We start from the raw sequence: 20,202 nt of genomic DNA on the forward strand, positions 1-20,202 counted from the left end.
GGGAAACGCCCGGTCCCATTCCGAACCCGGAAGCTAAGACCCACAGCGCCGATGGTACTGCACCCGGGAGGGTGTGGGAGAGTAGGTCACCGCCGGACAACCATTAGGTCGAGGACCCCCAACCACGTTGGGGGTCCTCCCGCAGTTAACAGGCTTTTCACAGTTGAGGGTGTAATCGCTGGCTGGATGTTGGCTGGTGCGTCGGTCCCGGGGCAGCGATGCGCAAACGCAGCCGGAGGCCCGATCGTGTGTCACCGTTCGCAGTGGACTTATTCGCGTACCCGCTCAGATCGGTCAACGGCGCACCCGATAGCGCAGGTGAAGCACCCGGTTGCCCTGAATCACCACGTCGGGATCCTCCAACAGGTGCTGTGCGTGGACCGACCCGAAGTAGCGCTTGCCGGACCCGAACACGACGGGTACGACGTCCATGCGCACCTCGTCGACCAGGCCCGCGGCTAGCACCTGGCCACCGACGTCGCCAGCGGCGACCTCGACAATGCGGTCACCCGCGAGCTCCTGCGCCTTGGCCACGGCTGCCTCGACGCCGTCGACGAAGTGAAACGGCGCCTCGGGGTCCCAGCCCTCGGGCTTCGGCCGGTGCGTCACGACGACCACGTGGTCGACTCCGCCCGGAGGCTTCCCGTCCCAGCCGTCCGTCATGTCGAAGACGTGGCGGCCGACGATGGTCGCCCCGATTTGGTCCCAGTACGGTCGGGTGTAGTCGTAGGACGTCTGCGACACCTTCACCTCGCCGCTCTCGTCCAACGGGACGTCACCGCTGGACAACCAGTCGAACAGCGGTCCGGGCTGGTCGTTCTCGTCCGCGAGGAAGCCGTCCACCGACACCGAGCTGTACATGACCACCTTGCCCACGGGGCTCTCCTTTGCTTTGGTGTGCCCCATATTAGCGAGTCGTTCCGGTGTCGGGTCCAACTCGCGATCCACGGCTACCGCGGTCACAAGGACGACACGCTCTACGCCGCCAGGAGGACCCTGCACACCGGCGCCGACCTCCGACTCGAACACCTCCGCGGCTCCGCCCTCGGGTTCCGCAACTTCACCCACTACATCGCGGGATCGCTGCTCGAGACCGGCGGCTTCAGGCCGCTGCTACACCCTGGATTATGAAGAGCCATTAACAATGTTTTCGCAGTTGAGATGTTTATGCCGCGAATGGAATACCAATATTCTATTCGGGGAATACAAATGTGCAGCGCATTTTTGCGCATGTTCATTTGCGCTGTGCATTTTTGCATTAAATTCTTTGGATCCCTACTGGCCATTAGGGCTTAATGTGGGTTCAAGGCATTGGGGGTGCGTGAATCGGACTTAGGAGTCCCACGATGAGCCTCAAATCGAACTTTGCCTTCGGCAACAAAAATCCCAAAGAATATGCCTTAGGCAACAATCCAAAAAAACGTCGGCCTGGATACGCGCATTTGCGCAAACGTTGGATATCCGTGGCCGCAACTCTTTTTCTAGCGGCCACAGTTTCCATCATTGCTGGGCCGGCGGAAGCTGCCACATTGACGTTTCCCGCTTCGGCGGACGCTGTCGTCAAGCGTGACACTCCCACTACCAACTACGGCGCGGCAACTGGCCTTAAGGCCGACAATTCGCCGGTGGAAATGTCGTTCTTGAAATTCACCGTATCCGGTGCCGGGACCAACGTCACCGCTGCGAAACTCAGGCTGTTCGTTGCCGACCCTTCCAACCTGGGTGGTCAGTTCCGCCGTGTTCTGAACAACTCATGGACAGAAAGCACGATCAACTTCAACAACGCGCCGGTGGCCGAGACTACGGTTGTGGCATCGCGCGGAGCCGTTACCATCAACACCTTTGTGGAAATTGATGTATTCAGCGTTGTTAGGGGAGACGGCACTTACTCGTTCAGGATCAATAACACTTCGTCCGACGGCGTCATCTACAGTTCGAAGGAAACCTCCGACGCCACGCGCCGTCCCCAACTGATTCTCACGACTGGCACAGAGCCGCCACCTCCACCACCTCCACCTCCGCCGCCCCCGCCACCACCACCTCCGGCAACAAATGCCTGCGGACAGACGGCAGCACCGCCGGCGACATACGACCATGTCATCTGGGTGCTCTTCGAGAACAAGACGTACTCGCAGGTCATCGGGAGCGCCAACGCGCCGTACATGACACAAACCGCCAGGCTGTGTGCCTCAGTGTCCACCTGGAGTGACGCGGGACTAGGCTTGCCGTCGCTACCAAGCTATCTGGCCATGACATCCGGGAGCACCCAGGGCGTCACGTCAGACTCCAATCCGAGCGGCCTGCCACCGATAACAGCCGACAACATCTTCCGGCAAGTGAGGGCTTCGGGCCAGTCGCAGAAGAGCTATATGGAAGACATGCCATCGAACTGCAGACTGAGTGCGTCCGGCCTGTACGCGGAACGGCACAACCCCGAAATTTACTACCAGGGACCGGGGGACAGAACCGCCTGTGCCTCCAACAACGTGCCCATGGGTACCACGACTTCGGGAAACCTTGCCGGGGACCTCGCCAACAACACCCTGCCGGCTTTCTCCTTCCTCACCCCGAACGTCTGCAATGACATGCATGACTGCAGCATCGCTACCGGCGACACCTGGCTTTCCAGATGGCTGCCCATCATCCTGGCCAGCCAGAGCTACCAGGCAGGACGTACCGCCGTATTTGTGCTTTTCGACGAAGACACGCCCCTCCCCAATTTCGTCGTGGCACCGTCGGTGGTCACGGGCACGGTTGTGCAGGGCTCCTACAGCCACTACTCGTTGTTGCGATCAACCGAGGAAATGCTGGGGATCGGCCCGAAATTGCTCAATGCTGGCAACGCGCTTAGCCTGAGGGGGCCGTTGAATATATAGTCATCTCACATTCTCAGTGCCCGTTGAAATACCCGACATCCGGCCGCGGAACATAACCCGGCCGGATGTCGTTGTGTGAGCGGGATGTGGGGCAGGTATTCCAGGTTCCCCGCACGTTCAACCACCGACGTCAAAGGACAATTCATGCCCCAGCGCACCATCGTCATCACCGGAGCCAGCGACGGTATCGGCGCAGCAGCCGCGCGGAACCTGGCGAAGGCAGGCGAGCGGATCGTCGTCGTCGGCCGTTCTCCCGAAAAGACCAAGGCGGTGGCCGCCGGGCTGGGAGCCGATTACTTCATCAGCGACTTCGCCGAGCTGTCGCAGGTGCGTGACCTGGCCACCGCGCTGAAGGAAAAGTACGCGCGGATTGATGTGCTGGTCAACAACGCCGGCGGCATCATGGGCCAGCGCGAGCTCACCGTGGATGGCTACGAGAAGACCTTCCAAATCAACCACCTGGCCCCGTTCCTGCTTACCACTGAACTCATGGACGTGCTGGTGGCCAGCAGCGCAACGGTCATCAACACCGCCAGTGGCGCCAACGCGTTCGGGAACCTTGATCTGGCCGACCTCCAATCCGCCCGGAAGTACTCGACGAACCGCGCTTACGGCACGGCCAAACTCGCGAACATCCTGTTCACGTCGGAGCTGCAGAACCGCTTCGGCGCGGCAGGAATTTCGACGGCGGCCTTCCATCCCGGCGTTGTCGCCACCAACTTCGCCGCGGACTCGACCAGCTGGATGCGGCACGCCTACAAGACATTCCTCAACCGCTTCCTGCTGACTTCAGAACAGGGCGCCGACACGCTGGTGTGGCTCGCCACGTCAACCCCCGGCCAGGACTGGGTGCCCGGTGCGTACTACGCCAAGCGGGCCTTGGCGAAGGCCAACAAACAGGCGTACGACGCTGAGATCGCGCGGGAGCTGTGGGACCGGAGCGCGGAGATGGTCAAGGCAGAGGAGCCCGTGGAGAGGCCTGAGCTCGACCGCCGGTAGCCGCTGATCGAGCTTGTCGAGATCCAGGGTTTCGACAGGCCCAACCAGTGGCCGGGGTCAGCCCTCGCAGCCGTAGCCGTCGTGGTTGCCGTCCAACCGGTAGATATCAGTGCCAACGACCTGGACCGGTCCCTGCACGTAGGCGGGGCCGTTGCCGCTGCCCCCTGAACAGTCGACGTCTGATGCGATGGGCACGCATTCGCCCGAGTAGTTAGGGTCGCAGTCCGATGCCGCCGGCCCCGGAGGCGCTACCAGCGCCTGCTGGGCAGCCTGTTCCGCCGCGGCCTGGGCGGCGGCTGCATCCCGTGCAGCTCGAGCCTCGGCAGCTCGCTGCGACGCAACTCGGGCGGCCGCGGCAGCTTTCTTTGCCGCAGCCTTTTCGGCTGCCAGCTTCGCGGCCTTGTCGGCCGCAGCCTTCGCTGCGGCCTTGGCAGCGGCAACTTTCGTGGCAGCGGCCTTGGCCTTGGCAGCTTTGGCTAAAACGTCCGCAGCCCGCTGGTCCGTGACGGCTTTGGAGGCGGATGCTTCGAGCCACACGAGCTGGCCGGAGGCGTCCTTGGTGCAGATGAAGGCCTCCGACGACTGCGGCATCTGGTCCTTTTCTGACGCACACGGGGTCATTGCCAGCGTGCTCTCTGAAGGAGTTTCCGTGGCTACCTGCGGCTGCCAGTGCCACCGTTGGCCAGAACGCTGCTGCTGGCCGCCGCTCCATTGCCACAGGCGGTCACTGTCAGCAGCAGCAGCAGGCTTGGCAGGGCCAGCCATTTGACGCGTGCGCGGGCAGCTGGTCCGTCGAGGAAAGCGCTTTTGCGCGCGCTGAAGTACTGGCTCGTGTTCATTGATGCCCCATTAATTCACAAGGTGTGCGCAGTGTGAGGCGAGCGTAGCACCGGCCGATCCGTCGTCAATGGTTCCTCGAAATATGACACGGCTGATGCAAGTATTTCGTTCTGCCAGCGCTGAAGGAGCGCCGGCATGGGATAGCATTCCTCTAGCTCCCGCCGACCAGTGGCCGGAGGCGTTTTTCAATGGGGGAGTCATTCTTATGAGCGTGAAGATAATTCTCGTGGCAACTGTGGCGGCCGCGGGCCTGCTGTTGACTGTTTCCGTGCCGGCAAATGCTGCCCCGGCACCGAGGTCGTACAAGAACTGCACTGAACTCAACCGCGTCTATCCCCACGGTGTGGGCAGGAAGGGCGCCCGGGACCGGACCTCCGGCAGACCAGTCACTAACTTCACGGTCAATAACACTGTTTACGCGTACAACGACGGTGCACCGAAGCGCTATCTCCGCGAATACGACCTTGACCGCGACAACGACGGCATCTCCTGCGAGAAGCGGTAATTGCTCGGGCGCTCGTGGAGTTGAGACTTTGCTGATCGAGCTTGTCGAGATCCAGGGTTTCGGCAGCCTCAACCGGCGGCCTGCCCTCACCGCTTGAGCCGGAGCTCCTCCAGCGCGTCGATGGCGTCCGCCGAGCGCAGGATGGCGAGTTCCAGTCCTGTCTCGGGTTCCGGGTGGGAGAACAGGTAGCCCTGCATAGAATCGCAGCGCAGGTCCGTCAGATAGGCGGCCTGGGCTGCCGTCTCGACGCCTTCCGCCGTGACGGTCAGGCCCAGGCTGTGGGCCATGTTGATCATGGAACTGAGAATCGGCAGCTTCTCCGCGCCCGTTCGGATCATGGAGACAAAGGACCGGTCAATCTTCACGGCGTCCACGGGCAGGTCCTGAAGCCGGCCCAGCGATGAATAGCCGGTTCCAAAGTCATCCAGCGCCACCCTCACACCCGCCCGGCGCAGGCAGCCCAACTGCTCGATGACGTGCTCATCGGGGTCGAAGAACACACTCTCCGTGACTTCTAGCACGAGCTGCCTGGCGTCCATGCCGCAGGATTCCGCAAGGCAGAGCACACCATCGGCGAAGTCGCGCTCCTTCAACTGCGTTCCGGAAACGTTCACCGCCAGGGAGTGTCTGGGGTCGCCGGCGAGCCAGGGCCGCAGCTGGGTGAAGCTTTCCTGCAGCATATGCGTGCCGATGGCGGACATCAGCCCGCTGCGCTCCGCCGCCGGAATGAACAGCGACGGCGGGATCCTCTCCCCGTCCCGGTCCCACCGGGCAAGTGCCTCGAACTGGGTCACGGATTCAAGCAGAGGTGACACGATGGGCTGGAAGTTGACCGTGAGCTCGCCGTTGTCCACGGCGAGCCGCAGGCCGGCCTCCATGTCAGTCCGCTGGACTAGCGCCGTCATCATCTCAGGTTCAAACCGCATGTAGCGGTTCTTGCCGGCAGCCTTCGCCGCATACATGGCCACGTCTGCGTGGCGCAGCAGCTCCGAAGCGACTACAGCATCCTGGCTCATTGAAGCGAGTCCCAGGCTCAGGCTGGGCCGCAGCATGGCCCCCTCGATCCATACCGGCACATTCAGGGATTCCACAATGCACGCCGCCACCGACTCTGCGTCCTGCGAACCCGTCAGGAGCACCACGAATTCGTCGCCGCCGAGACGGGCCACAGTGTCCTCGGACCCAACGCAGGACCGCAAACGCCGGGCCACCTCGATCAGCATCTGGTCCCCGGCGTGGTGGCCCAGAATGTCGTTGACCTCCTTGAAGTCGTCCAGATCCAGGAGAAGGACGTCGACGGCGGCACTGCACTCGCCGTGCAGGGCCTCGGTCAGCTGGTCGTGGAACAGCTTGCGGTTGGCCAGCCCGGTCAACGGGTCCTGGAACGCCATCGCCTTGAGCTGGGCCGCCTGCGCGGCAAGGTCCGATAACGCCTGCCGGGCCTGCTCCTGCGCTTTGCGCCGCGGTGTGACATCGCGGAAGCTCCACACCCGGCCAACTACCTGGTGGTCAACCTTCTGCGGACGCGAATACCGCTCGAACGTTCGCCCGTCAATGAACTCAAGGACGTCGTGGCTTTCAGCGGTGGGATGGGTGTAGAGCTCATGCACCTTGTCCAGAAACGTCGCGGGGTCTGAGAGCTGACCCAGCACGAACCCCATCACAGCCTCGTCGTCATGCGTGGCCAACAGCTCACGCGGAATTCCCCACATGGACACAAACTGATCGTTGAGGCCGGCGATTTGGCCGTCCGAGCCCACCACCAGGATGCCGTCGGCCGTCGACTCCAATGTGGCGCTGAGCAACGACATTGCCTCCCGCAACCCGGCGTCGGCCTCCTTGCGGTGCGCTGTGGTTCGTACGGCCACGGTCATGGAAGCGCCCTGCTCCGAGCCGAGCAGGGAACAGGCCACCTCGCCCTGGAACTCTGTGCCGTCGCGGCGGAGGCCATAGGTCTCAAACGGATGGTGGCCCGCGGCGCCGTCGGCCGTTCCGTGCCCGCGGCGGAGGCTGGCGAAGAGCCGCTCGAAGCCGTCGCGAAAACCTTCAGCAAGGATGAAGCGGTGATTCTGGCCGACCAGCTCCTGCCGGGTATACCCAAACATGTTTTCCGCCGCGGTGTTGGCCAAGCTGATGACGCCGTCCTCGGCGATGACCAGCACGGCGTCCGGAAGCGCATCGAAGATTGCCTGGTAGTGCGGACGCGGATCCTCATGCTGCTCGGGCCGCAAAGGAGCATCCATTAACCGACCACCGTGTGAGACCACGAATCCTTCATTGAGTGCCAACCCCCTTGGGGAAATCATAGAGGGCTGACCTGACAGGCTCTACCCCGCGGTGTCCGCCAGCCAATCAACCGGAGCATCCGACCCGGCACCCTCTGGCAAAATAGCCAGCATGGAACCAGCCGGCACTGTCCCAGCCTACGATCTCCGCATCAGCATCCGGGGCACCGAACCACTTATCTGGCGCCGGTTGCACGTCCCGGAGACCATTACTGTTCCCGAACTTCACAGCGCCATCCAGGTGGCCTTCGGCTGGGAGGACCGGCACCTCTACGCCATCACCGCCGTCGACCGCCACGGCAGTTACCGAAGCATCATGGGACCTAGTGAAGCGGCAGAGGACACCGACGCGGAGCCCGCGTCCGGCGTCGTGCTCTTTGAACTGGCGGACACCCGCAATCCTGGCCCCGCGAAACTGGAGTACGAGTATGACTTCGGTGACTCATGGATCCACGAAGTCGAAGTCCTGGGTGAGGCCTCGGTACCGGCCTGCACCATGATTTGTGTCGAGGGCGCCAACCGCGGCCCGGTGGAGGACGCCGGCGGAATCGGCGGATACCGGCGGCTGATCGAAGTCCTGGCCGATCCGGGCCACCACGATCATCAGGAGATGGCGGCCCGGTACAAGTTCGCGACCGGTGACGGTGGCGGCACGTTTAACCCCTCATTTGTGGACTTGGCCGACATCAACAGGCGGCTTCGCGCGCTGAGCCGGAAAATGTGGCCGGAACCGCTTTCCGACGCTGAACTCAGTGCCGTGCTCCGTCCCGTCCTCTGGTTGCTTGGCCAGATGCCTCCGGCCGGTCTGGAACTCACCAAGGACGGCTACCTCAAACCGGCTGTGGTCCGGCAGACGATGGATGAGCTCGGGTGGGAGTATAGGTGGCCGGGAAAAGCGAACCGCGAGGTCCAGACGTTGCCCGTTCTGCGTCTCCGTGAACAGCTGCAGGCGTGGAAGCTCATCAGGAAGCTGAAAGGGCGCCTTCACCTGACGCCTGCGGCTCGAAAAATGCACGACGGCGGGCGGCCACTTTGGGACTACATCGTCGAGCGAGTGGCTTTCCCGAAAGAAGACGCCATGAGATTGGTGACCGCACTCGTGGTCCAGTGGATGATCGACGGTTCCACGCCGGCGGGGGACAGGCGCGAGCGGATCATTGCCGATTCGCTGGAGCGAGCGGGGTTCCCGATGACTTCCGGAAACTCCGTCCCTCTTGACTTGGCCCAGGATCTTTACCTTGACATCCGGTGGACGCTGGAATGTCTCGACCTGGTTCATCCCGAGCCGCGCTGGACCAAGCCGCCTGTGCTCACTGACGGCGGACTGAAGTTCCTGCTCCAAGTCGAGTCGCTTCTGGGTGACTAGGGGGCGCCGTCCCGCCGGAAGTGTTCCCATTCTTGTCAGAACCTCAGGGTATGTTTGGGCTTTGACGGAAGGATTCCTTATGACCGAGCCCGAATGGGTCCAGCACGCCATCTGGTGGCAGGTGTATCCGCTCGGCTTTGTCGGGGCCGAACCCGGGATGGCCCCGGAACAACCGGTGACCCACCGCCTCGGGCAGCTGCTCCCGTGGCTTGACTATGTGGTGGAGCTCGGGGCGTCCGGGCTGGCGCTTGGTCCCGTCTTTTCGTCGGAATCGCACGGATACGACACCACGGACTACTACACCATCGACCCCCGCCTGGGCGACGACGCCGACTTTGACGAACTGATTGCGCAGGCGCACGCGCGGGGTCTCAAGGTCCTGCTCGACGGCGTCTTCAACCACACCGGCCGCAGCTTCGAGCCGTTCCAGCGCGTTCTCGCCGAAGGCCCGCAGGCAGCCACGGCCTCCTGGTTCCGGCTGACATGGCCGGACTCCGCCTGGTCCCCGGGGAGCGAGCCAGAGTACGAAGACTTCGAGGGCCACCATCACCTAGTGGCGCTGAACCACGAAGAACCCGAGGTCGCCCACTTCGTCACGGACGTGATGAAGCACTGGCTCGGCCGCGGCGCCGACGGGTGGCGCCTCGACGCGGCGTACGCGGTCCCGCCGTCGTTCTGGAAGCCTGTCCTGGCGGAGGTACGGCGCGAGTATCCGGAGGCGTATTTCCTCGGCGAGTACATTCACGGGGACTACGCGGCGGAAGTGCGCGCGAGCACCCTGGATTCGGTCACGCAGTATGAACTCTGGAAGGCCATCTGGAGCTCACTCAACGACGGTAACTTTTACGAGCTCGCGGCGGCACTGGAACGGCACAACAGGTTCCTCGATACCTTTGTGCCCCTGACCTTCGTAGGGAACCACGACGTCACCCGCATCGCGAGCAAGCTGGAGAATCCGGACCTGCTGCCGCTCGCCCTCACCGTACTCCTGACAATCGGGGGAACGCCTTCCATCTACTACGGCGACGAGCAGGCATTCCGCGGCGTCAAGGAGGACAGAGCCGGGGGAGACGACGCCGTCCGGCCGGCTTTCCCCGCCGCGCCCTCGGATCTGGCAACGGTGGGGCGGCCCGTCTACCACGTGCACCAGGAACTGATCAGCCTCCGCCGGCGCCACCCGTGGCTGCACGGCGCGCACACCGAGGTTCTGACCCTCAGCAACGAGCACCTTGTTTTCGAAGCCCGCGCCAACGGCGGCGCCCTGGTCGTGGCCCTGAACCTGTCCGGTGAACCGGCCCGACTGGCTGTGCCCAAGCCGGCTACAGGGTTGCTGGCAGGCCGGGGCGAGAAACAGCCAGGCAGGGACGCTGTGAGTCTGCCGGCTTATGGGTGGGCGGTGCTGGGCACCTCCGGTGCATGAGCAACGCCGCTGGTTGAGCTTGTCGAAACCGGCTGTCCCTTGATCTCGACAGGCTCGATCAGCGAAATACAGGCTTGATCAGGGGGACACAGGCTCGATCAACGGGTCTGGCTGCCGCTGGTTGAGCTTGTCGAAACCGGCGCCGCAACCGGCCGGGCGTTCGTCCCCAGCCCGCGCACTGTCCAGCCTTCCGCTTCCCAAGCCGCAGCGTCCAGCACGTTGCGTGCGTCCAGCACCGTCCGCCGTCGTACCAGCTGCCCAACGAGGGCCGGCGACATGGTGCGGTACTGGTCCCACTCGGTCAGCAACAGCACCAGTTCGGCACCCTCCAGCGCCCGCCCAGGAGCTGACTCGAAGCGCAGCTGCGGGTAGCGCATCCACGCGTTGTTGATGGCCTTGGGGTCCGTCACCGTCACGTGCGCCCCGGCCGCAGCGAGTTGGAGGGCGACGTCCAGGGCGGGGGAGTCGCGGATGTCGTCAGTGTCCGGCTTGAACGCGGCGCCCAGCACGGTCACCGTCCGCCCGGCCAGGTGCCCGTCGCAGAGGTCACGGGCGAGGTGCACCGTCCGGCTCCGCTGCCCAGTGTTGATGGAATCCACCAGCCCCATCCAGTCGCTCACCGCACCAACGCCCAGTGAAGAAGCCTGCGTCTTGAGGCTACGGATATCCTTCGGAAGACAGCCGCCGCCGAACCCCAGACCCGCGTGCAGATACCGGTTCCCGATACGCGGATCAAGGCCCATCGCCTCGCTGAGCTCGCTCACGTCAGCGCCGGAGGCATCACACAACTCGGACATCGCGTTGATGAAGCTGACCTTCGTGGCCAGGTACGCGTTCGACGCCGATTTGATCAGTTCCGCCGTGGCGAAGTTGCAGACCAGCCTCGGAATGCCAGCGCACAGCAGCGGCTCGTAGACGGCATCCAGCACGGCGGTCACACCCCGCGCAATTCCGCTCCCTCGCGCGAAGGCGGATTCCTTGCCGCCCGCCACGCCGTACACGAGCCGGTCCGGCACCAGCGTGTCCTTTACCGCGGTTCCCTGTCGCAGGAACTCCGGGTTCCAGCCGAGCAGGACGTCAGGCCGGCGGGCGAGCATCTTGCCGAGCATGTCGACGGTGCCCACGGGCACGGTCGATTTACCGACGACGGCGGCACCGCGGCCCAGGTGCGGAAGGAGCGTTCGGGTGGCGGAGACCAGGTAGCTGAGGTCGGCGCCGTCGGAGGTTTTGGACTGCGGGGTGCCCACGCAGAGGAAGTGGACCCGGGCGTCTGCGGCGTCGGCGAAGTCCGTGGAGAAGGTGAGCCGGCCGGTGGTGCGGCCGTCGCTGAGGAGCTCGTCCAGCCCAGGCTCGAAGAAGGGCGCGGTGCCCCTGGCGAGATGGTCCACCTTGGCGGGGTCGACGTCGATCCCCACCACGGTGTGGCCCATCGAGGCGAGAGTGGCGGCGTGCACGGCGCCGAGGTAGCCGCAGCCGATCACGGAGATTTTCACAGGGCGGCTCCTTCGGTGCTGCGGGCGGGGTTGGTGCGGAGGGCCTCGGGATCGAGACGCTCAACCGGCGGGAGGTTGTAGATTTCGCTGGTAGGGCCCGTCGAAACCGGTGTGCCGGCGATGACTGCCTTGTAATGCCGGACCAGTTCCGCGCTGAGCGCCGGCCACGTCCGGCCCTGGACCGAAGCGTGCGCCGCCGCCGCGAACGCACGGCGCTTGGCGTCGTCGCCCATCAGGTCCACGACGTGCCGGCGCAGTCCGGCCAGATCGCCGGGTTCGTACAGCCACCCGGTGCGGGAGTTCTCCACTAGATCCAGCGGCCCGCCGCGGCCTGTGGCCACCACCGGCACACCCGATGCCATGGCCTCCTGGATGGTCTGGCAGAACGTCTCGAACTCGCCCGGATGCACGAACAGGTCGAAGGATGCCACCGCCCGGGCCAGCTCCTCGCCGCCGAGGAACCCCGCGAACACGGCACCGGGAAGAGCCTCTTCCAGGGCGGCACGCTGCGGCCCGTCACCCACAACGACCAGCCGGGTGCCGGGGATGTCGGCCAGCACCGCCAGGTCCTCCACCTGCTTCTCGATGGCCAGCCTGCCCACATAGCCGATGATCCGTTCACCGCCGGGAGCCACGGAAGCCCGCCAGCCGTCGTCGCGCTTTTCTGGCGAGAACCGCGCGGTATCCACACCGCGCCGCCACATGTCCACCCGCGGAATCCCGCGGCCGCGCAACTGGTTCAGCGCGAAAGTGGAGGGCGCCAGCGTCCGGGAGGCCAGCAGGTGAATGTTCTCCACCCGGTTCCACGCCCAGTTCTCGAGGAAGGGGACCCCGTACCGCGCCGCGTAGCTGGGAACCTCGGTCTGGTAAATCGCCACACTCGGGATGCCGAGCTGTTGCGCCGCCTGCGCTGCCCGCCAGCCGAGTACAAACGGTGACGCCAGGTGGACCACGTCCGGTGCGTAATCGGCAAGGATTCTCTTGACCCGGTTCACACCGCCCAGCGCCACTCGGAGATTCGTGTACCCGGCCAGCGGGACGGAGGGGAGCCGGTGCACAAACGCGCCGTAAACAACGTCCAGAACATCTGTGTCCGACGTCGACGGCGCAATCACCATCACCTCGTCTCCCCGCTCCTGCAGATGCTCCAGCACCCGCAGGATGGAGTGCGTAACCCCGTTCATCAGCGGCAGGAAAGATTCAGCGACTATTGCGATCCTCACCCCTCCACGGTGTGCCCGGCGTCTGACGTTGTGGGGGAGGCGGTGTGACGGTAAGGGGAAGGTTGGGTTAACAGGAGGGCCAGAGTTTCGACGGGCTCAACCGGCGGCAGACCGGGTTTCGACGGGCTCAACCGGCGGCAGACCGGGTTTCGACGGCCGGGGTTTCGGCAGGCTCAACCGGCGGGGTCGGACCTCAGGACGTCCGGCAGCTCGTCCACATACACGGTCTGCGGCGGCTCGAAGTAAATGACGAGGACCTTGTCACCGACCGGGAAGATGCTGGTCTTATCGAACGGGTGCGCGTGGAAGGCGTTGGTTCCGCCGCGGAACGGAAGCATCACTTCGCCGATGGTGCCCGGCCCGATCCGCCCGGTGACCCTGCCGATCTTTCCGGTGAGGCTCCGGTCCACATTCCTATGCACTGGGAGGCTTCGGGGCATGCTTGGCAGGATCCTGACCGTTCTTGAGCGCCGAGGAAAGGCGGGGAAGGAACGTGCCGGCCTGGGAGAGGATGCCGCCGAGCATGCTGTTGACGCCGTCCGCGCCGTTAAGGACCGTCATCTGGCCGACGTGGCCGAACGGTTCTGCGGCGGCAGCCACGATTGCCGGCATGTTCTCCGCCAGCTGCTGGGCGATCACGGCGTCCTGGTTGGTTTCGAGTGCCTCGCCGCGGGCCTTGATGCCGTCCGCCTCCGCCAGGGCCTTGGCCTTGATTGCCGACGCGGCTGCGTCGCCGCGGGCTTTGGTGGCGGCCGCTTCGGCTTCACCTGTCACGCGGGTGGCCCCCGCGATGGCAGCCGCGGCCGTGGCGTTGGCCTGCGCCTCGACTTCCACGCGCCGGGCGTTGGCCTGCGCTTCGAGCTCGGTCCGCTTGGCCCGTGCTTCGGCGGCGCTGATGTCAGCGGACTTCTGAGCCTCCGCCTCGGTGCGCTGGGCGTAGGCCTTGGCGTCCGCGGGTTTGCGGATGCTGGTCTGCAGTTTCTGTTCCTCGCGGTCCGCCTCGAGCTTGGCCACTTCGGTCTCCTGGACCACCACCTGCTGCCGCGCCGTGGCGTCCGCCAGCGGTCCGGCCTGGGCCGCGTTGGCCCTGGCACGTTCGGCATTGGCCTGGGCAACGGACTGCTTGATGGCCGAAACGCTCTGGGCGTCTGCGATCTGCGCCGCAGCTTCGGCTTCCTTCTCTGCCGCCTCCCGGTTCCTGGTGGCCTCGGCGATGCGGGCCTCCATTTTGACCTGTGCAATGTGCGGCTTCGCGATATTTTGGATGTACCCCGTGGGATCCTGCAGGTCCTTTATCTGGAGCGAATCAACCACCAGGCCGAGCTTTTCCATTTCCACGCCGCTGGCGCCGCGGACCTGGGACGCGAGCTTGTCGCGCTCGCGGATGATTTCCTCCACCGTCATACTGCCGATGATGGACCTGAGATGGCCCTCGAAGACGTTGTAGACCTGGCTTTCCATTTTGGGCTGCTGGCCGAGAAACCTTCTGGCCGCGTTGGCAATGAAGGCGGGCGCATCGCCGATTTTGTAAATGACCACACCGTCCACAATGACCTGGATGCCTTGGGACGTGACACAGGAAACCTTGAGCTCGGTTTCATTCAGTGTCAGGGACAAGGCCCTGACGGTCTGCAGCCCCGGAACCACGAGCGCACCTTTCCCGGTAACGATCTTGAAGTCCATCCCGTCCGTGCTCTCAAGGGTTCCGCGGGTCAGGCCGGAAATGATGAGCGCCTCGTTGGGTTCGGCCACCTTCCACATCAGTTTTACGGCCAGCCAAATAGCGCCGACGCCAACCAGCACCCCAAGGATGATCGATATTAGCGGGAAGAAAGCTGACAGAGCCTCCACGAGTATTTCCTTTCACGTCATTGAAAAAGGTAAGAGTCGAGCCGGCGGAGCTGATTGCCTGCTTAAGAGACAGTCTTGTCGGCCCGGTATCCGGAAGTCCAGCGATTTGCGGAACACCTTCAGGACGCCTTGGTACTTGGGTCTTCCGGCCCTTGCGGAACGACGGCGAGGCCCCGGGGCCGGGGCGACCGGCGCCTACTCCTGCTGTTCCAGGATGAGCCGGGCGTTCCGCTGGGCCTCAATCTCTTCCGCGGCCACCATTTGCCCGGCCAGGTAACCGGCCCCGGCCATGATCCGCCTCAGCTCGGCCACGGTGCGCGGCGTGCCCACCCCCAGATGCGCCACGGCGTGGCAATTCGGGCACAGCGGCACCAAATCCGCGACCGGATCCAGCTGGTACTCGCCGCCGACCTGGGAGGCCGGAACGATGTGGTGGACCTGGATGAAGCCCCTGCCAGCCTCGCCGTAGGCAGCTTCGAAGGAAAAGCCGCAGGCGGCGCAGTTTTCCCCATGGTGCGCCACACAGATCCGCCGCGCGTCAGGGCTGCGCTCGTACCGGTTAACCTGCACCCGGCTGACAGCGCTCTCAGGGTACGTGCCGGGCACGGGATGGGTGGGGTCCGAGGCAGGAGCCGGGCCGAACTCCTTCCATACGTTCCGAATACGCGCCGCGTCGAGCACGTCGAGGAAGATGTCCGGCAGGTCCTGGCCGTCCCAGTCCAGACCGGGCAGGGCTTCAGCGAGAACATGGGGCGGCACCTGGTCGCCGACGGGCAGCAGAGCGTCAAAGTCCACCCGGATCTGCCGCATCGCGGTGGCAGCCAGTTCAGGCTCCCCGCCGCCGGTCCGGACGGGCGGCTCATCTGGTGTCTCAACCGGCAGGTCCTCCGAGACCACCGTGCCGTGGCCGAGGAGCCCGCTGCGGGTTCGGGCCTGCAGCCATAGCCAGGCTTCCGTGCCGGAACGGATGTCCGCTTGGCCAGCCACGCTCCACGTGGCCAGGCACTGGCCCGTTTCCGTGACCAGTTCGACGGCGGCGGCATGGTTCCAGCCGTTCCTGCGGTCCGGGTCCCACGCCAGGAGGATGGCTGTCATACGTCCATTCTTCCAGTGTTTTTGCCCGGCATGCTCGTGCCCGGACTAAGGCCCCTTGGTCCGTCAACTACGGGGGATCCGTGGCCGCGGGACGGGTCTTCAACCGGCGCCGCCCGGAGCCCCGCCCGGGAGACGGAGACCTGCGTCCTAATCACGGACTGACGGCCGGGCTGAATTTGCCCGTTCCACATCGGCCGCGCTCGCAGCTTGGCCTCGGGCCCTAAGTCCTGCCACGACGCCATCGACGTCGGCGTCGGGCCGGTTCTGGCTGAGTTTGGTCTTCGCGTCGATCCTTGTGATCAGCAGTTCGACGCCCACGATGGCGCGCAGCTGGCCGGACACGTAGCGCTCAGGTGCGTCGTCCACGGACCAGGGCCGCTCGGCCTCGGCTTCGTTGAGGTCGGTCAGCCGCCTCACGTGATGGCTGAGCCAGGCCGGGTCGTCGTGGATAACCAGCTTGCCGTACACATGGGCGGTGGAGTAGTTCCAGGTTGGCACGACGCGTCCGTGTTCGGCCTTCGATGGGTACCAGGAGGGCGAGATGTAGGCGTCCGCGCCCTGGAGGATTGCGAGTGCCTCCCCGATCGCGGGTTCGGACCACTGGGCGTTGTTTCGTGCAAGGTGCCCGTGCAGCGCGCCGTGTTCACCAATCGAGGGCTCAAAGACGAACGGCAGCAGTGTGGCGAGCAGGCCCTGCGAGGTCATAGTGACCAGATTGGCAGCGGCGGGCCGCGTGAGTAGATCATGGATTGCGTCGGGGCCGGCTGCGAAATGCGTTGGGACGTACATGGGGACTTCCTTTGTTGGATTAAGGATCTGTTGGGTCTGAATCGTCAGGGATTCTGTGCCGGGCGGCGCGGCGGGTTGAGCCGTTCGCGGATCGCGATGCCGGCACAGAGGATGACGGCGAGGCCGCCGATGATGGTGGTCCAGGTCAGGCTCTCGCCCAGCAGGAGCCCGGCCCAGCAGATGCTCAGGACCGGCTGGATGAGTTGGACCTGGCTGACCTGGGCCATCGGTCCGATGGCCAGGCCGCGGTACCAGGCGAAGAAGCCAAGGAACATGCTCACGACGCCGAGGTAGGCGAAGGCCAGCCACTGGACCGGGGTAGCGGAAGGCGGCTGCTGAGCCACGGAGAGGGCGCCGAGGAACACCATCAGCGGCGATGCGAGGACGAGGGCCCAGGACACCGTCGGCCACGCGCCGAGCTCGCGGGCCAGCAGGCCGCCCTCGGCGTAGCCGATGGCCGCAGCCACCACGGCACCGAGGAGCAGCACGTCCGCCCAGTGCAGCTGCCCGAGGCCGCCGGACTGCATGGAAGCGAAGACGATGGCCGCCAGCGCGCCCACGCCGGCGATGAGCCAGAACGCCAGCGGTGGACGCTCGCGCCCACGGAGAACCGCCGCCGTGGCCGTCGCGGCCGGGAGAAGAGCAATCACCACGGCGCCGTGGCTGGCGGGGGTGGTGGCAAGCGCGAAGGACGTGAGCAGGGGAAAACCGACGACGACGCCGGCGGCCACCACCGCGAGTCGGGCCCACTGCATGCCGCGTGGGAGTCGCTGCCGAGTGAGTGCGAGGGCGAAGGCGGCCAAGACCGCGGCTACGACCGCCCGGCCGGACCCGATGAACAACGGCGACAGTCCAGCGACAGCCACCCGGGTGAAGGGAACGGTGAAAGAGAAGGCCGCTACTCCGATGAGGCCCCACCACAGACCCGTGGGTTGTCGTGGCGATATCACTGGCCGAATAAGCGTAGTAGCGCTACTATTGTCTCTCATGAACAACGATAGCAGTTCCCGGATAGCGACGCGACTGCGGGAATGGATCGCCAAGGCCGCACCGGGATCCAGACTGCCGTCCACGCGGTCACTGGTGGCCGAATACCAGGCCAGCCCCGTGACGGTGCAGAAGGCCCTGCAGACCCTCACGGCGCAGGGCCTGATCGAGAGCCGGCCGGGCGTCGGGACCTTTGTGCGGGCTGTCCGGACCGCACGCCCGTCCGACTACGGCTGGCAGACTGCGGCGCTGCGGTCACCTCTGGCACCGCTGCCCCCGGCCTCCAGCACCATGCGCACCGTGCCGAATGATGCGATCTCCTTCCACTCCGGTTACCCGGACCGCGAACTCCTGCCGGAGCGGCTCGTGCGCGCCGCCCTCGTGCGCGCGGCCCGCGGCGATGCAGCCCTGTCTCGTCCGCCCGCCGCCGGCCTGCCGGAGCTTCAGTCCTGGTTCGCACACGAGCTCGGCACCTCGACGCCGGCGGGGACCACACCGCCGAACCCGAGCGACGTCGTCGTACTCCCTGGAAGCCAAAGCGGGCTGAGCTCCATCTTCAGCGCACTGGTGGGCACGGGGCAGCCGCTGCTGCTGGAATCGCCCTCGTATTGGGGCGCCATCCTGGCCGCCGCGCAGGCCGGTGTGCGCGTAGTCCCGGTGCCCAGCGGCCCCGACGGTCCGGAGCCGGAAGAACTGGCCCGCGCCTTTGACGAGACCGGCGCTCGCGTGTTCTACGCACAGCCCAACTACGCGAACCCCACCGGGGCGCAATGGCCCGCCCGGCGGGGCGAACAAGTCCTGGACGTCGTACGCGAGAACGGTGCGTTCCTTGTGGAGGACGACTGGGCCCATGACTTCGGCATCACGACGACCCCCGTGCCCATCGCAGCGCGCGACGACTCCGGCCACGTTGTTTACCTTCGCTCTCTGACGAAGAGCGTATCCCCGGCGATCCGTGTCGCCGCAGTCATCGCCCGCGGCCCGGCGCGCGAACGCATCCTGGCCGACCGGGCGGCGGAATCGATGTACGTCAGCGGCCTGCTTCAGGCGGCAGCGCTCGACGTCGTGACGCAGCCCGGGTGGCAGACGCACCTGCGCGGCCTCCGCCACCAGCTTGAGTCTCGCCGGGACCTGCTGGTCACCAGCATGCGCGAGCACGCCCCGCAGGCGCACATCGAGCAGGTTCCCAAGGGGGGTCTGAACCTCTGGGCGCGCCTGCCGGACGGGACCGACCTCGAACAGCTCACCCGCGATTGCGAGAGTGCGGGAGTCATCATCGCCGCCGGCACCGAATGGTTCCCGGCCGAACCGGCGGGGCCCTTCATCCGACTCAACTACGCCGGACCCAACCCGGGTGCCTTCCCGGAAGGGGCCCGCATTATTGGCCAGGCCATCGAACGCAACGGCCTCTAAGAATCGGGCAGCGACGCAGGAGGCCGTCATCCGCTTGGAATGCGTCCGCTGCGGTCCTGGCGGAAGTCCCGGCACGTGAAACGGCCGCCCCACCCGAAGGTGAGGCGGCCGTCGTCGTGCTTCAGGTCCTAAGGAGTTGGACCTTAGGTGTTCTGCACGTGGTCCTTCGCATCCGTGGCGCTGGACTTGACGTCTGAGACTGCCGCCTGGCCCTCTCCCTTGACGTGGTCAGCAGCGTCGGTAGCGGTCGCCCTGACGTTCTCCATGGCGTCCTGGGCCGGTTCCTTCAAGCCCTGGGCCATGTCCTTGGCGGCCTCGGTCAGCTGGGTGGTGACCGGTTCCGCTGCGGTCTTCAGGGCGTCGGCAGCCTCCCGTTCCTTCTCGCTCGGCGGGATAAGGGCCGAGACAAGCAGGCCCGCACCGAACGCGATCAGCCCGGCTGCCAGCGGGTTGCCCTGCGTCTTCACCGCTGCCTTGTGCGGGGCGTCGCTGATGGCCGCGCCGGCGTCGCCGATTGCGGATCCGGCGGTGCCCGAGACCGAATGGACGTTGCCTGAGGCGTGGTCCGCAGCTCCCATGACTTTCTCCTTCACTCCAAAGACGGCGTCCTTGACCTTGTCAGTCTGCCTGTGGACGATGTTGGACGGTGATACTTTGTCGGCGACCGCGTCCACGTTGGTGCCGAGGCGTGCGCGGGTCGTTTCGATGTCGGCGCGGATGGCGTCCGGGTTTTCACTCATCGGTGGTCTCCATTGGGTTTCAGGGTGGGCGGGATTTCCTGGACGGTCTCAACGGTCTGGGGCATGCCCTTGATGGCCTTGAGTTCCTTGCGTCCTACCGATGCCAGCACTGCGGCGATGATGCCCCAGATGACTGCAACGACGACGGCGGACCAGCCGAGGCCCATCAGCTCACCGAGGGCGTACCAGAGGGCGATGGACAGGAACAGGAGCACGAAGTGCCCGGCCACGCCGGCGCCGGCGAGCATGCCGCCGCCCTTGCCGGCCCGGGTGCCGGACTGCTTCAGTTCGGCCTTGGCGAGTTCTATTTCCTGCCTGAT

General features: G+C 65.3%; 20 protein-coding genes and 1 rRNA gene. 8 read left to right on the forward strand and 13 right to left on the reverse strand.

Features of this window, described 5'->3' with window-relative positions:
* Nucleotides 1-98, forward strand: a 5S ribosomal RNA gene (gene rrf / locus AC1DD3_RS21315); the annotation flags it as partial.
* A gap of 196 nt (nucleotides 99-294) precedes the next feature.
* Here rrf and AC1DD3_RS21320 read toward each other — a convergent pair.
* Nucleotides 295-876 carry a dihydrofolate reductase family protein gene (locus tag AC1DD3_RS21320; RefSeq protein ID WP_476882476.1) on the reverse strand — a complete coding sequence of 194 codons (582 nt, stop codon included), beginning with the start codon at nucleotides 874-876 and terminating at the stop codon, nucleotides 295-297.
* Between the two features lie 21 nt (nucleotides 877-897).
* Between AC1DD3_RS21320 and AC1DD3_RS21325 the strand changes: the two genes are divergently transcribed.
* The 3 genes from AC1DD3_RS21325 (at nucleotide 898) to AC1DD3_RS21335 (ending at nucleotide 3,875) form a co-directional block, all read left to right on the forward strand.
* The gene (locus AC1DD3_RS21325) at nucleotides 898-1,131 is read left to right on the forward strand and encodes a hypothetical protein (protein ID WP_476882478.1); all 234 of its coding nucleotides are present in this window, start codon (nucleotides 898-900) and stop codon (nucleotides 1,129-1,131) included.
* A 215-nt stretch (nucleotides 1,132-1,346) separates the two neighbouring features.
* A complete protein-coding gene (locus AC1DD3_RS21330; RefSeq protein WP_476882472.1) occupies nucleotides 1,347-2,876 on the forward strand; it encodes a CBM96 family carbohydrate-binding protein in 1,530 nt (509 codons plus the stop codon).
* A gap of 144 nt (nucleotides 2,877-3,020) precedes the next feature.
* Nucleotides 3,021-3,875 (forward strand): SDR family NAD(P)-dependent oxidoreductase, encoded by an 855-nt coding sequence (locus AC1DD3_RS21335; RefSeq protein ID WP_230117058.1) that lies wholly within the window; start codon nucleotides 3,021-3,023, stop codon nucleotides 3,873-3,875.
* 57 nt (nucleotides 3,876-3,932) lie between these two features.
* On the opposite strand, the gene AC1DD3_RS21340 is transcribed toward AC1DD3_RS21335, so the two are convergent.
* Both AC1DD3_RS21340 and AC1DD3_RS21345 read right to left on the reverse strand, forming a co-directional pair.
* On the reverse strand, nucleotides 3,933-4,466 hold the full coding sequence (locus AC1DD3_RS21340; protein ID WP_230117059.1) for a hypothetical protein: 534 nt from the start codon (nucleotides 4,464-4,466) through the stop codon (nucleotides 3,933-3,935).
* A 62-nt stretch (nucleotides 4,467-4,528) separates the two neighbouring features.
* Nucleotides 4,529-4,714, reverse strand: a complete 186-nt coding sequence (locus AC1DD3_RS21345; RefSeq protein ID WP_230117060.1) for a hypothetical protein — start codon at nucleotides 4,712-4,714, stop codon at nucleotides 4,529-4,531.
* Nucleotides 4,715-4,920: 206 nt separating this feature from the next.
* On the opposite strand from AC1DD3_RS21345, the gene AC1DD3_RS21350 reads away from it, so the two are divergent.
* Nucleotides 4,921-5,220, forward strand: a complete 300-nt coding sequence (locus AC1DD3_RS21350; RefSeq protein WP_230117061.1) for an excalibur calcium-binding domain-containing protein — start codon at nucleotides 4,921-4,923, stop codon at nucleotides 5,218-5,220.
* 86 nt (nucleotides 5,221-5,306) lie between these two features.
* On the opposite strand, the gene AC1DD3_RS21355 is transcribed toward AC1DD3_RS21350, so the two are convergent.
* Nucleotides 5,307-7,463, reverse strand: coding sequence for a putative bifunctional diguanylate cyclase/phosphodiesterase (locus AC1DD3_RS21355; RefSeq protein WP_230117062.1), 2,157 nt, complete (start codon nucleotides 7,461-7,463; stop codon nucleotides 5,307-5,309).
* A gap of 154 nt (nucleotides 7,464-7,617) precedes the next feature.
* Between AC1DD3_RS21355 and AC1DD3_RS21360 the strand changes: the two genes are divergently transcribed.
* Both AC1DD3_RS21360 and AC1DD3_RS21365 read left to right on the forward strand, forming a co-directional pair.
* On the forward strand, nucleotides 7,618-8,871 hold the full coding sequence (locus AC1DD3_RS21360; RefSeq protein WP_230117063.1) for a plasmid pRiA4b ORF-3 family protein: 1,254 nt from the start codon (nucleotides 7,618-7,620) through the stop codon (nucleotides 8,869-8,871).
* Between the two features lie 79 nt (nucleotides 8,872-8,950).
* Nucleotides 8,951-10,291 (forward strand): alpha-amylase family glycosyl hydrolase, encoded by a 1,341-nt coding sequence (locus AC1DD3_RS21365; protein ID WP_230117064.1) that lies wholly within the window; start codon nucleotides 8,951-8,953, stop codon nucleotides 10,289-10,291.
* A gap of 98 nt (nucleotides 10,292-10,389) precedes the next feature.
* Here the strand turns inward: AC1DD3_RS21365 and AC1DD3_RS21370 are convergent, their stop codons facing one another.
* The 7 genes from AC1DD3_RS21370 to AC1DD3_RS21400 form a co-directional block, all read right to left on the reverse strand.
* A complete protein-coding gene (locus AC1DD3_RS21370) occupies nucleotides 10,390-11,784 on the reverse strand; it encodes a UDP-glucose dehydrogenase family protein (RefSeq protein ID WP_230117065.1) in 1,395 nt (464 codons plus the stop codon).
* The gene (locus AC1DD3_RS21375; RefSeq protein WP_230117066.1) at nucleotides 11,781-13,007 is read right to left on the reverse strand and encodes a glycosyltransferase family 4 protein; all 1,227 of its coding nucleotides are present in this window, start codon (nucleotides 13,005-13,007) and stop codon (nucleotides 11,781-11,783) included. The genes AC1DD3_RS21370 and AC1DD3_RS21375 overlap by 4 nt, the downstream gene beginning before the upstream one ends.
* 173 nt (nucleotides 13,008-13,180) lie before the next feature.
* Nucleotides 13,181-13,429: a hypothetical protein gene (locus tag AC1DD3_RS21380; RefSeq protein ID WP_476882477.1), complete on the reverse strand. Its 249-nt coding sequence runs from the start codon at nucleotides 13,427-13,429 to the stop codon at nucleotides 13,181-13,183.
* Nucleotides 13,422-14,858, reverse strand: coding sequence for a flotillin family protein (locus AC1DD3_RS21385; protein ID WP_230117067.1), 1,437 nt, complete (start codon nucleotides 14,856-14,858; stop codon nucleotides 13,422-13,424). The genes AC1DD3_RS21380 and AC1DD3_RS21385 overlap by 8 nt, the downstream gene beginning before the upstream one ends.
* Nucleotides 14,859-15,053: 195 nt before the next feature.
* A complete protein-coding gene (locus tag AC1DD3_RS21390; protein WP_476882473.1) occupies nucleotides 15,054-15,953 on the reverse strand; it encodes an HNH endonuclease in 900 nt (299 codons plus the stop codon).
* A 147-nt stretch (nucleotides 15,954-16,100) separates the two neighbouring features.
* Nucleotides 16,101-16,742, reverse strand: a complete 642-nt coding sequence (locus tag AC1DD3_RS21395) for an FMN-binding negative transcriptional regulator (protein WP_230117069.1) — start codon at nucleotides 16,740-16,742, stop codon at nucleotides 16,101-16,103.
* 44 nt (nucleotides 16,743-16,786) lie between these two features.
* Nucleotides 16,787-17,731, reverse strand: a complete 945-nt coding sequence (locus tag AC1DD3_RS21400; RefSeq protein WP_476882474.1) for a DMT family transporter — start codon at nucleotides 17,729-17,731, stop codon at nucleotides 16,787-16,789.
* Between AC1DD3_RS21400 and AC1DD3_RS21405 the strand changes: the two genes are divergently transcribed.
* The gene (locus tag AC1DD3_RS21405; protein WP_230117071.1) at nucleotides 17,730-19,142 is read left to right on the forward strand and encodes an aminotransferase-like domain-containing protein; all 1,413 of its coding nucleotides are present in this window, start codon (nucleotides 17,730-17,732) and stop codon (nucleotides 19,140-19,142) included. The genes AC1DD3_RS21400 and AC1DD3_RS21405 overlap by 2 nt on opposite strands.
* A 143-nt stretch (nucleotides 19,143-19,285) precedes the next feature.
* On the opposite strand, the gene AC1DD3_RS21410 is transcribed toward AC1DD3_RS21405, so the two are convergent.
* Together AC1DD3_RS21410 and AC1DD3_RS21415 are read right to left on the reverse strand one after the other, a co-directional pair.
* Nucleotides 19,286-19,882, reverse strand: coding sequence for a DUF3618 domain-containing protein (locus AC1DD3_RS21410; RefSeq protein ID WP_476882475.1), 597 nt, complete (start codon nucleotides 19,880-19,882; stop codon nucleotides 19,286-19,288).
* A partial coding sequence (locus AC1DD3_RS21415; RefSeq protein ID WP_476882240.1) for a phage holin family protein occupies nucleotides 19,879-20,202 on the reverse strand: 324 nt, incomplete at its 5' end. The genes AC1DD3_RS21415 and AC1DD3_RS21410, both read right to left, overlap by 4 nt.

Source organism: Arthrobacter sp. 05T444, assembly GCF_056395905.1.